Raw genomic sequence first — 12,377 nt, forward strand, 5'->3', positions numbered from 1 at the left:
TTTTTTGCCTGACGAATTGTCAGGCCAGTGCTTCCGGCGGGTCGGGCTGGGGGCCCTTGCCCAGCCGGGCGAGGACCCAGTTGTCGAAGTTCCACTCCTCAGTGGCGCGGCGGTTGTGCGCGTCGTCCCACAGGGCCTCGCGCTCGAATTCGACGACGCGGCCGCCGGGGCCGACCGCCACCCAGTTGTAACTGCCGTTGCGGTGGCCGTATTTGATCCACCACGTCGGCGTGTCGTTGCGCTGGTGGACGTTATCGATGAAGCTGCGAACGATGTAGTCGGTGCGCAGGTACTTCAGGCCGCGCGCGTACTGGGAGTCAAGCCGCTGCATGGTTTCGCGGGCGATCCGCCGCGCCGTCTCCTGGTCCGTCATCGGCGCGCGGCTGACGACCGAGAAGTCGTTGAAGCTGATTAGGCGCCCTTTTTCCCCCCAGACCAAAGTCAGGTGGGGGCCCAGCCACACGAGCGGGGCGTATGGTTGGTACCGCTCCACGCGCACCGTCTCCCCGTTGCGCAGGCGGGTGTCGGCGGCAATCAGCTGAAAATTATCGGGAATCACCAAGTTGGGCTGCGTGACGCCCAACACTTCGATGGTCTTCGGCATAATGACATGTTCCTCCTTGCCAGATGGCTTATGCCTCAAGGTTGCGGCTCACGTGCTGCAGCATGGCGAGCAGCGCCTGCCGCTGCCCCTCATCCAGGCCGGCGAACGCCTCCGCCTGGGCTGCGGCCAGGGTGGCCGTCAGTTGAGGCACCAAGGCGCGGCCAGCTGGCGTCAGCGCCGTCACGAACGCCCGCCCGTCCTCGGGAGCGCGCTGCTTGGTGATCAGCCCCGCTGCGGTCAGCTGGGCCAGCCGGCGCGTGACGTTGCTGGACGTCAGGTGGGTGAGGCGAAAGAGCGCCTCCTGTGAGACCGTTTCGTGCTGCGCAATCTGCAAGATGAAGTAGTAGTTGCTGGCGGTGAGGCCAAGGGGGCTGAGGGCGTCGTCCAGAAAAGCGGTGAGCTGCTTGGCGGCAACGGTGACGGCCGCGGTCAACGGGTCGATGACTTCCGGCATACTGGTACTCCTTTCAAGGCAGGTGGTCCGCATCACAAAATCATTTACCAGCAGTCTAGCACCTAGTACTTGCTTGCGCAAACAACCATACTCGTCTGGCGTTCTGACCAGCGGACCGCTCGACACAGCGAACGAGTAGCGACCGACGCGCCGACCGGTGAACCGCGTGGTTAGTCGGCGCAAGGCGGCTGACCGGCGCTGTGCTCGGCGGAGGAGTTTGCCCAGCGTGGGGGTGGTTGCGACCGCTTTCGCGCGGTACACTGAGAGCATCAGTGGAGGGATAAGTATGAAAAAACAGGCATTCTGGCTCGCTTTTGCCATTGGGCTGTTCCTGCTTTTAGGCGGGGGCCAACTGGTGCAGGCGGCGCCGCTCACCCAGTCGCAGGTGCAGCAGACCAAGCAGTGGTACCGCGATCCGCAGGGCGTGGTGGGCCCCCGCACCCAGCAGGCGCTGTACACCGCGAACTATCGCGCGTTTGCGAAGATCAAGGGCAAGCCGCAGATCGCGGTCATCGTCACCAGCGGCAAGGACGAGGACGAGCTGCAGGACTACGCCAATGAGCAGTTCAAGAAGTACGGCTTCGGCCACGCCCGGTGGGATAACGGGCTGCTGCTGACGATCGAGCCCAAGGAGCACCACTACTGGATGGAGGTCGGTTACGGCCTGGAGCCCGTGGTGCCAGACGGGTCAATGGACGAGATCGTCAGTTCAGCGGTGAAAAAGCAGCTGCGTGCGAGTCAGTACGACCAGGCCATTGCGGCCATCGTCACCAACACCGTGTGCCGGGTGCAAAAGCATCAAGATGCCATCTCGACGCCCGCGGGAATTGCGGCCCGCCGTGCGCACGACCAGATGGTTCAAAATATCGGCGTTGGCATGATTATTGGCATGCTGCTGCTGATGGCCTTCATGGCGGCCCGGTTCTTTGCGCTGCGCAACTGGGCCGGCCGAATCTTCGCCACCCAGCCGGGGACCTTTCCCATCCTGCAGCAGCTGCATGACGCCGGCATCGTGATCGACCCGATGAACGTCCCGGGGGGCGGCTGGGCGTTGTTCAACCGGCAGCAGGCGCTGGCGTACTCTTTTGCCAAGCTGATCCGCCGCGACTACATCAAGTGGCTGGCCAAAGCCCCGCAGCTCGGGCCGTTGCCGTTTTACTACTACAAAGTGGCTGATGATCGCATGACCCCTGACAAGTGGCCGGCTGCGGAGATGGCGACAGAACCGAGTCTGGCCGCCATTTTAACCGACGAAACGCCGCGTCCCGGCAAGCTCAGGGTGATGACCTCGATTAAGGGTCACACCGACGTCGAGGTGGCGGCCGTGGGCCAGTACCAGGACCGCTTTGACCAGTGGCTGCGGCAGACCAAGGACGTCAAGCCCAAGGAGGCCAGCCAGGTCTGGCAGGACTTCTTCATTCACGCCAAGCCAGAAGACGCGAACCTTTCGGATGAGAAGCTGGCCCAGCTCTGGACTGTCATGCTCACGCACCAGCGCAATCCGATGACCGAGCAGTCCGGCATCGCGGGAATGCCCGTTTGGGTCGTCAGCAACTACGTCCACGCCAGCGCCCCAAGCTCCGGCAGTGGCGGCGGCTTTGGCGCCGGCGGGGGCGGTGGTGCTTCCGGTGGCGGCGGCTTCGGCGGTAGTTGGTAGGCAAGTGGATCGTTCCCTGGACGGGGGACGGTCTTTTTTTCTTGGTTAAGCGGCCCCGGTTCGGTTGAGTGATGGTTCATGCCGGGTCAGTAATGACGGCGATAGATGATTGTACAAAGCTCCAATTAAGGTGAATTTTACTGTTTAATGGCCTCAAGAATATTTTTACCCACCAAATATAACGAGTAATTTTTCCGAATTGTGTTCGTTCGGAACGGATCACTGCCTTTAAAAACATTTACTATATAAAATTTAGGGAATATTAGATTCAAAAAGCGACATCCAAACGAAACTGCGTTATTATGATGATGGGTATAAGGATGAAATAGTTGGGTATGCTTCAGTTGATAGGGAGGAATCAATTATGGCAAATCGGCATCTTTTTCAAGAGCTATCATCAGCTATGACTGATGAAAAGCGCCATTATAAGATGTATAAGTCCGGCAAGACGTGGCTTCTTGCTGGCATTTCGTTGATTTTTGCGGGGGCGCTGTCGCTGCAGCAGCCCATCATAACGCACGCTGACACTAGCGATAATGCTAGTGTCACTGCCGAGAGCAACTTGAGCTTACATTCGAGTACATCAACGACTGCACTGGGTGCCGTTAAGAAAACGACGACGGACTCGAATGATTCTGATGTCTCACGGATAGCCGCACAAACAAAGGCTCAAACATCTTCATCTGCGGACAGTCAGAAAGCAAATCAAGCAAACTCAAATCTAAAGGGTAACTCGACCAACGCGTCTAGTACCCCATCCACGAATTCCCGAGGATCTTCGGTTACTCGGACGCTAGTGGACGCAACCTCAACCGTCCAAGGCAGCCAAGACCAATTGCCTTCAACGTCTAGTGCCACCGTTACAGGGGTACCTGCTAAGGTTGGGGTCGGGTCTGGTGTGACGAAAGATGTGCACATTGTATTTCACATGACTGCTGCTAAAGCTGGAGACAGCTTCAGCATTACCATTCCTGATGAAAATGCCAACAGTTCATGGGGCTTTGACGGTTCAAAAGCAGAACCGGTACCACTGGCTGATGGAACAACAACCAGGACGCACGATGAGGCTCATCACACTTGGACTATCACGAATAAGCTAGTAACAACTAAGACCATTCAACAGGATCTGACTCTTTACATTTACGGGAACGACAGGCCAACACCCAAGTCACCAATTGACGACATTGGTGTCACCAACAGTCAGATTACGTATGCGGTGAATGGCCAAGAACAGGCACCCATTACCATTACCCAGACGGTTGACCCCGCCATTAAAATCAATCCAATCACCCGAGTGAACCCAACAGGCGTGATCAAGAGGCTTCTTCCGACCACCACTTATGTCTATCAGTTTACGACGCCCGAGGAAAATGGGGTCCAAAATCAGACGAGCAGTGCATCTTCGCGGATCAACTCAGCCGTTAATTATGGAACGACAATAACCATCCCGGTTCCTACCGGTTTTACCTTGGATGAGGAGTTAACCAAGAAACTTAATCAGTTTAGTGATGAGACCACTATCACTCAAGACGGGTCGAGTAAAGACATCATTATTACTGTTCCCAAGGGTAGTGGCAACAACAGTTGGAGCCAAGTTTACCAGATTGCAGGCAAGTACGATGTTCCGCCGACAGATAATCCTCATAATCTAACTGCACCGGGTCGGATTTCGCTTGTGCAAAAGCTGGGAGACGGTCCGGATGCTCGGACTTTGACATACGACGCTGACCCTTGGACTGCAATCATGGAGGCTGCAGGTGACGGCGATAATACCAGCCTACCAGTTAAGAGTCAACCGTTTGTCAACGGAAATTACAGTAATCCGTATGATGATCGAAGCAAGATAACTCTGGCTTCCACTGGCGAAAAGGGTAAACCAATTAAATATTTGAATTCCTTTACCTTTACCTATGAGGGCGCAGCGGACCAGGCGGACTCTACGGCAACGTTTACCATCTCAGTGCCCGACGGTTTAGATGCAACTGGCTTTCAAGTACCAACTGAGCAAATTAGAACGGATAGTGACCCGACCAAATCTGAATATTTGCCCGGCACCACGTCCTATTCCGCGAAGGTGACCTTTGTGGGTGGTTCATCCGATTCAAAGACGATTGAAGCGGGTGGTCGCTATGATGCTCCCGACGGTCAGTACATCAGCTCGATTGAACTAACTCCCAATTACCTGGCTCCTGGCGCAATATCCCAGTCTGCGGATGATGGCAAGGACGGGATGTATCTTTTTGGGAAGGTTGCTGAAAGGCATCATGACCTTTCACCGGTCAAGGTTGGCGACAGGCTCACCACTAGAATGAGTATGAAAGTAGTTGGTACCGAGATTGACAAAACATACAATGGTGAGTTTACTCAGACCGTGGTCGCACCCGCTCCTGCGGAGGCCCCAGCTATTGGCTATAGCAGCGGGCTCGATTTTGACGGGCACTATCACACTTGGCCAGGAACCGCTCCTGCAGGGGAGATATCAATGTATGGTGGGGGCAACTGGGGCCAAACGGCTGATCTCATCAAGGATCCAATCCTGTACGTGGTTTTGCCTAAGACGGTTCACCTTGCTACCGACGAAGAACATCAACCAAGAATCCAAGGGGCAAAGTTTAAAACTGAGTCACTGCCGGATGGCCGGACCCTGGTTACGTTTGATTATACTGGTACCTCGGTCGATACGTCGAAGCCGACAATGACTTACTCGACCCTGTTTTGGGACAACCAGCCGGATGCCATGCCGACAACCGAGCCAATCGAGATGCTGATTTATTCGCCAACGACGACCATTATGAAGTCGGAAAACATCAAGGCCATCACTGATCCTATTTTGCTTGCCAAGGTTCACCAAGGCACGGTTCAGTACTTTTCAACCGACTGGAAAATCGAAGTTGCCTCCACCCAGGGTACAGCCGCATTGGCTCAGGGTAACCTGGATTCCTCGCCAGCGGCTCAAGGAAAATCTGACATTCACCGCGGCAGTACGTCAGATTGGCCGGCGAATAAGATGAATTTTGCCATCGATATGCAGAATAATACTGATATTGATGCCACGAATGCTTATGAGGTGATTAACCTCCCGTACGCTGGTGACGCCCAGGGGTCGACCCTTAACTTTACTATGACGGGTCCGGTGACATTGCCGAGTAAGTTTAGCAACGGAGATTCGTTGACGACGAGGGCCGTCCTTTATTCAGACAAGCCTGCTGTTTTGACCACAGGGAGTACTACTTTTGATCGTTCAGGTTATGTTGACGCTGCTGGGGTTGCGGCAAAAGGCGGATGGTCTACAATCAAGTCCGTTCTAGTTGATATCGGTACGATTCCAAGTCATGCCAATACCGCCGATCCTGACACAAATGAACGAATTACTATTCCTGGCCTTGACGAGAGTCTGTTAACGGACAGCGGTAAGACAGGTTATTTACAAACGGGCTTTTATATCAATGACAATCCCGTGCAGATTCTGGGAGGTAAGGACGAGAAAACTTCAGCCACATCAATTGCAGTCCAAGGAACGGATACTGTTACTGCGCGTTTACACTACAAAGACCAACAAGGAACAGATCAGTATATTGAGTTGCCCGATCTAACTAAAGTGTATAAGGATGGGTCAGACGAGATGAAGGAGACTGATTTCCCACAGGTCTCCGATCCAGCTCAGACGCCAGCGTTAAGTGAGAGCGATAAGGCACTCATTCCCGCCGGCTATCATCTAGCTCCGGGTAACCCTGTCGTTAAGAACCTTGGAAATGGTGGAAATGCTTACGACGAGAACCACCTGAACAAGCCTGCAAAATTTGGTGAAATAGCTCAGTATTATTTCGATGGTGACGTTGTCCAATACGAGTTGGTTTCTGATAATCCAGTCGTGACCCCCCCAAAGGCGACAACCGTTACGACGTCTTACACTGTGAACTACGCGGGGTTACCAGACACTTTGACGCCAGTGCCTGTTACTCGGGCAGTCGAGTGGACAGCAACCACCGATGAGAAGACGAATAAGACGATTTACGTACCAAATACCGGTTCTGTTGAAAGCGTAACTTCGCCTTCAATTCCTGGCTATGCACCGGATATTGAGGCAACGAATCCCATCACGTTGACTTCGATGACGACTGCCCCAACCAGTTTAGTTACAACAGTCACCTATCACCCTGTTGATGCTGCTTTGACAGTGACTTACGTTGACGACACGACTGGCGAGAAGGTGACATCTGACCTAGTCAATGGCGTGACGGGTAAAACTGGCGAATACTCAGTTAAGGTTCCTACTGGTTATGTACTAGCAAAGAATCAGGCGGATCGTTTGCGCTATACTTTGACGACGGATGACACGGATAATCTGATTGTGCACTTGACGCATGAGACGACTCAAGGTGAGTCAACCACCACCCGGACGATTACTTATGTGGTCTATGGCAGTATGCCGGCACCGGAAAAAGTGACTCAGACGGTCAAGTGGCAGATTGTCACGGATAAGGTCACAGGAGAATCGGTCGCGACACCGGAAAATGGCTACACCGAGGTGGCATCGCCTAGCCTAGAAGGCTATAAGCCTGACCAAGCGAAGGTCCCACAAGAGGGGCTGGCCGCCAAGGTGATCAAGAGCACCGATGAACTGAAGGACGAGAACGTGACGGTCACCTATACCCCGGTTCCGGTGGCTCAAGAACTTCAGGTCACCTACGTCGATGATGCACAAGAGAAGGCCATTGTTGGCACGCCGACCTTTATCACCGGTCAAACGGGCGATAAGGGGACATACGAGGTGAAAGTTCCAGAGAACTATGAGTTAGCTAAAGGGCAACCGTCTAAGATCCCGTATCAGCTGACTGATGGTGCGAAGGGCATCGTTATCCACTTGTCCCACATTCTTTCGCAGACGGAGAAGTCGACGACCCGGACAATCACTTATGTGGTCTACGGTAGCATGCCGGCACCGACAACCGTTAAACAGACGGTTAAGTGGACAATCACCACAGACAAGGCCACAGGCGCGACGCTTGCGGTGCCGCAGAACGTCTACACCGAAGTGGCCTCGCCAAGGCTCGTTGGTTATACGCCTGACCAGGCGGTCGTACCGCAAGAGGGACTGGGCGCAAAAGTGATCAAGACCGCTGATGACCTGAAGGACGAGAACGTAATTGTGACCTACACACCGGCGCCAGTCGCCGATGAGCTCCAAGTTACCTACGTGGAACGTGGAGCGCAAGGCACTCCTGATAAGCTGCTTGAGACCGAAATGATCACTGGCAAAATTGGCGATAACGGCGACTACATTGTCCATGTTCCTGCCGATCTCACTGGTGAGTATGAATCCCTCGAGCTCGCTCCGGGAACCAAGATTCCTTATCGGTTGACCTCGTCAGCTGACGGCATCGTCATCTACCTCCACCGGGTTGTCGGCACTACGCCTGGCAACCCAGGCACACCAACCAATGGCGGTGGCACGACGCCTGGCAACCCAGGTACACCGACCAACGGTGGCGGCACCACGCCTGGCAACCCAGGCACACCGACCAATGGCGGTGGCACTACACCTGGCAACCCAGGCACGCCGACCAACGGCGGTGGCACTACACCTGGCAACCCAGGCACACCAACTGATGGCGGTAGCACCACACCTGGCAACCCAGGTACCCCGACCGACGGCGACGAGACCACGCCTGGCAATCCAATTACGCCTACAGGAGATGACGGTTCAGATACCGGGACCCCTGAGTCGGCAATCGGCGGTGATACCGATCTTGTTGGCAAGCCAGAAACCGGAACAACGGTGGACGGCGGCCAGGCAACCGGCACGGTAACCGAGCCCACTCAGCCTGAATCGTCGTTGCAACAGACGGCGGATAAGACACCTACCAAGACGCCGACAACAGTGCCAGCAAAGGCGCTCACCAAGACGAGCGCAAGGAGGACGTTGCCAGAGACTGGCAATGCGGTTGGCACGGGCCTTGCAGTTCTGGGCATTTCCCTGCTGTCACTGCTAGGACTGGCTGAACGCAAACGCAAAATTGAACACTAGTCGAGTGATCGTATTTCAAGGGACCGCTCTTCACGCCAACACGTGAAGGACGGTCCCTTTTTTTGACCAGGGAAAGGGCTTGGGCTTCGCCGAATTGCTGCCTGACGGGATGGCAGTGCTGCCGCGAAGGCCTCGTTTTACCGGGAATCGGCCGGTGTACAAAGCTGGAGTCTCCGCGATTTTTGCTAAATCAGTAAAAACCGCGGAGACTATCCCCTCATCACCGCCTTTACAATATAAGCATAGGAGCAAGGAGGTATGGACGATGCGAGTTAAAGATCTGACAGGTGAACAGTTTGGCCGGCTGACCGTCCTCAAACGGGTCGGAACAGCGAAAAATGGGAATGCGGTTTGGGAATGCCGCTGCTCATGCGGTCGCACTGTGGCAGTCGACGGGTATCGGCTTCGGTCAGCTCAAGTCCGCAGCTGCGGATGCTTGCGTCGCGAGGTGGCACGGGAGCGTGCCGCATCGAATCCGGCTTTTAGGGCTCACCAGCATGCGCATGGGCGAGATTTGACGAATGACGAGGGAATCTCACTCAACTCATTGGTCAGGAGTAAGCGCAACAAGTCTGGTGTAGTGGGTGTCTCTTACAATCCGACCAACAATCGGTGGTTCGCCCGGTTGCGTTATCAGGGCAAGTATGTGCTCCTTAAGTCTTGCGAAACGTTTGACGAGGCCGTTGCCTTGCGTAAGGCTGCAGAGAGTCGTTACTTGGGTAAGCCGACTGAGGAGTTGGCACAAAGCGTTCAGTGATGCATCTCGGGGAGGGGATGCGGCACTGGCCGCTTTTTTTAGTTGGCGGGGTCATCCACGTGCCGCGCCAGCTGAGCAAATGATTCGCCAATTCAAGGCAAAAAAACACGCCGGGTCGCGAAGTGGCGACTCGGCGTGTTGCTGTCTGCGTTAGCCTTGAATACCGAAATTGATTACACCCGAGAGGCTTTCCCAGTAAGCAGAAAGCATTGCGGCACCAGCCTCGGGGTTCGGTGCGCCGCCGCCATTGCCGTGGTGCTGCGACAGGCTCATACCAAACGGTGCGAAGACCATCGGCCGCTCGATGCGCTGCGTGGTAAGCACCTGGTTGGCTTTGTCCTGGTTAGTCTCACCTGCAGTGCGCCGCTTGCTGCCTGGCTGCGTTTTGGCGTGGTAACCGGAGAGCGCAGGGACCAACTTCTGGTACTCGCTCGGTAATGCCGAAACGAAGTCAGCCGGAATCTGGTGGGCGACGTGAATTTCCAGTGTCCGGTCTGCCGCAGGAAAAGCGGTGAGTGCGGTCGCTGGATCGACTACGACGGAGTACCCAGCTTTGACGAATGGCAGCGTCAATTCGTGGAAGTTATAGCTGACAGGATCACCGGGATTGCCAGCCAAGAGCAATGTCTGCAAAGGCTCACCAGAATCAGCATCGACGACCAAAACAGTAATGTGCGTCTGGTGCGTGGTGCTTGGCCGACCGGGTTGCGCGGATGGGTGCGTGGCGGTTTGAGCCACAGCTGCCTCACTCGTCGTCAGGTGCTGGCTGTTTGCTGAAGAAACTACGGATGCGGAAATCCTATTGGTCGATGTGGTACTAGACCCGACACTGGTCTGGGCGCTAGAGTTGGTGCTTGATGTGGCGCTGGAGTCTGCGCTGGACTGAGCGCTAGAGTTAGCGCTTGATGCTGTGCTGGAGTCCGCACTTGATGCGGCACTAGAATCTGCACTGGACTGTGCACTGGAGTCCGCACTCGAAGTGGCACTAGAATCTGCACCGGACTGCGCGCTAGAGTCAGTGCCTGATGCGGCACTAGAATCTGCACCGGACTGCGCGCTCGAGTCAGCACTTGATGTAGCACTGGAGTCTGCGCTGGACTGAACGCTAGAGTCAGCACTTGATGCAGCACTGGAGTCTGCACTTGATGTAGCACTAGAGTCAGCACTGGACTGAGCGCTAGAGTTAGCGCTTGATGCAGCACTAGAATCCGCACTGGATTGAGCGCTAGAGTTAGCGCTTGATGCAGCACTGGAATCCGCACTGGACTGGGCACTAGAGTTAGAGTTCGATGTGGCAGTGGAATCTGCACTGGACTGAGCGCTCGAGTCAGCGCTTGATGCGGCACTTGAGTCTGCACTGGACTGTGCGCTCGAATCAGCGCTTGACGTAGCGCTGGAATCTGCACTGGACTGTGCGCTTGAGTCAGCACTGGATTGAGCACTAGAACCTGCGCTTGATGTGGAACTGGAGTCCGCACTCGAAGTGGTACTAGAATCTGCACTGGACTGCGCGCTCGAGTCAGTGCTTGATGCGGCACTAGAATCTGCACCGGACTGTGCGCTCGAGTCAGCACTTGATGCGGCACTTGAGTCTGCACTGGACTGTGCACTCGAGTCAGCGCTTGATGTTGAACTGGAGTCTGCACTGGACTGAGCGCTAGAGTTAGCGCTTGATGCCGTGCTGAAGTCCGCGCTTGATGCGGCACTAGAATCTGCACTGGACTGTGCACTGGAGTCAGCACTTGATGTAGCACTGGAGTCTGCGCTGGACTGAGCGCTAGAGTCAGCACTTGATGCAGCACTGGAGTCTGCGTTGGACTGAACGCTAGAGTTAGCGCTTGATGCCGTGCTGGAGTCAGCACTTGATGCAGCACTAGAGTCAGCGCTGGATTGAGCACTAGAGTTGGCGCCTGATTCGGCACTAGAGTCAGCACTTGATGTGGCACTAGAATCTGCACTGGACTGTGCACTGGAGTCAACACTTGATGCGGCACTGGAATCCGTACTGGACTGTGCACTCGAATCAGCGCTTGATGTAGAACTAGAGTCAGCGCTTGATGCAGTACTAGAATCCGCACTGGACTGAGCGCTAGAGTTAGCGCTTGATGCCGTGCTGGAGTCCGAACTTGAAGTGGCACTAGAATCTGCACTGGACTGTGCACTCGAATCAGCGCTTGATGCGGAACTAGAATCTGCACTGGACTGTGCACTGGAGTCAGCACTTGATGTAGCGCTGGAGTCTGCATTGGACTGTGCGCTCGAGTCAGCGCTTGATACAGCACTGGAGTCCGAACTTGAAGTGGCACTGGAGTCAGCGCTTGATGCGGCACTAGAATCCGCACTGGATTGTGCGCTCGAATCAGCGCTTGATGCGGCACTAGAATCCGAACTTGATGCAGCACTGGAGTCTGCGCTCGACGTAGCACTGGACTGTGCGCTGGAGTCCGAACTTGACGTAGCGCTTGATGCAGCGCTGGAGTCCGCACTTGAAGTGGCACTGGAATCCGCACTGGACTGCGCCCCAGAGTCGGCGCTTGATGTTGCCCCTGAGTCCGCACTACTCCCTTGGTTGACTATCTTCACAACGTTGATCGGCACCACGGTCGCCGGTCCGGACATTGTGAAGGAGATGCTGGCACTTTGACCGGGGGCCAGTTCGTAGCCAGCCGGCAGCTCGTCGTTCAGGGTGCCGGCGTAGAACGCGGAGACCGACATGCGGGTGCTGGCAATGACTTCGCCGTGGTCGACATAGTTAAAGGTCACGACCGCCTGGCGCTGGTTGGCTGGATCAACCTCAAGATCGCCCTGGATGAGTGCTGGCAGGTGGTACGTCACGTGCTTCCGCCGTTCCGTGATGGCAGCCAGTAGGCGCCTGCG

The 12,377-nt window shown here is 55.4% G+C and carries 7 protein-coding genes; 4 read left to right on the forward strand and 3 right to left on the reverse strand.

Annotation, left to right across the window (positions count from 1 at the left end; all coding sequences use genetic code 11):
- Positions 1-19: 19 nt before the first annotated feature.
- Both EKM85_RS06315 and EKM85_RS11465 read right to left on the reverse strand, forming a co-directional pair.
- Positions 20-604 carry a hypothetical protein gene (locus EKM85_RS06315; RefSeq protein WP_125585424.1) on the reverse strand — a complete coding sequence of 195 codons (585 nt, stop codon included), beginning with the start codon at positions 602-604 and terminating at the stop codon, positions 20-22.
- Positions 605-632: 28 nt separating this feature from the next.
- Positions 633-1,058, reverse strand: a complete 426-nt coding sequence (locus EKM85_RS11465) for a MarR family winged helix-turn-helix transcriptional regulator (RefSeq protein WP_164510693.1) — start codon at positions 1,056-1,058, stop codon at positions 633-635.
- 286 nt (positions 1,059-1,344) lie between these two features.
- On the opposite strand from EKM85_RS11465, the gene EKM85_RS06325 reads away from it, so the two are divergent.
- The gene (locus EKM85_RS06325) at positions 1,345-2,715 is read left to right on the forward strand and encodes a TPM domain-containing protein (protein ID WP_125585426.1); all 1,371 of its coding nucleotides are present in this window, start codon (positions 1,345-1,347) and stop codon (positions 2,713-2,715) included.
- Positions 2,716-3,079: 364 nt separating this feature from the next.
- On the forward strand, positions 3,080-8,743 hold the full coding sequence (locus EKM85_RS06330; protein WP_125585427.1) for a mucin-binding protein: 5,664 nt from the start codon (positions 3,080-3,082) through the stop codon (positions 8,741-8,743).
- A gap of 907 nt (positions 8,744-9,650) precedes the next feature.
- Here EKM85_RS06330 and EKM85_RS06340 read toward each other — a convergent pair.
- The gene (locus EKM85_RS06340; RefSeq protein ID WP_125585429.1) at positions 9,651-10,238 is read right to left on the reverse strand and encodes a mucin-binding protein; all 588 of its coding nucleotides are present in this window, start codon (positions 10,236-10,238) and stop codon (positions 9,651-9,653) included.
- Positions 10,239-11,631: 1,393 nt separating this feature from the next.
- On the opposite strand from EKM85_RS06340, the gene EKM85_RS06350 reads away from it, so the two are divergent.
- Positions 11,632-12,144, forward strand: a complete 513-nt coding sequence (locus EKM85_RS06350) for a hypothetical protein (RefSeq protein ID WP_164510695.1) — start codon at positions 11,632-11,634, stop codon at positions 12,142-12,144.
- Between the two features lie 95 nt (positions 12,145-12,239).
- Positions 12,240-12,368 carry a hypothetical protein gene (locus EKM85_RS11645; RefSeq protein ID WP_263853297.1) on the forward strand — a complete coding sequence of 43 codons (129 nt, stop codon included), beginning with the start codon at positions 12,240-12,242 and terminating at the stop codon, positions 12,366-12,368.
- Positions 12,369-12,377: the final 9 nt, after the last annotated feature.

The sequence above is a fragment of the Lacticaseibacillus jixianensis genome (assembly GCF_003946485.1).
In the GTDB taxonomy this organism is placed as follows: Bacteria; Bacillota; Bacilli; order Lactobacillales; family Lactobacillaceae; genus Lacticaseibacillus; species Lacticaseibacillus jixianensis.

Bases quoted from the DNA above. Each gene is read 5' to 3' on its own strand.
- EKM85_RS06315 (WP_125585424.1), bottom strand. From the start codon at position 604: ATGCCGAAGACCATCGAAGTGTTGGGCGTCACGCAGCCCAACTTGGTG.
- EKM85_RS11465 (WP_164510693.1), bottom strand. From the start codon at position 1,058: ATGCCGGAAGTCATCGACCCGTTGACCGCGGCCGTCACCGTTGCCGCC.
- EKM85_RS06325 (WP_125585426.1), top strand. From the start codon at position 1,345: ATGAAAAAACAGGCATTCTGGCTCGCTTTTGCCATTGGGCTGTTCCTG.
- EKM85_RS06330 (WP_125585427.1), top strand. From the start codon at position 3,080: ATGGCAAATCGGCATCTTTTTCAAGAGCTATCATCAGCTATGACTGAT.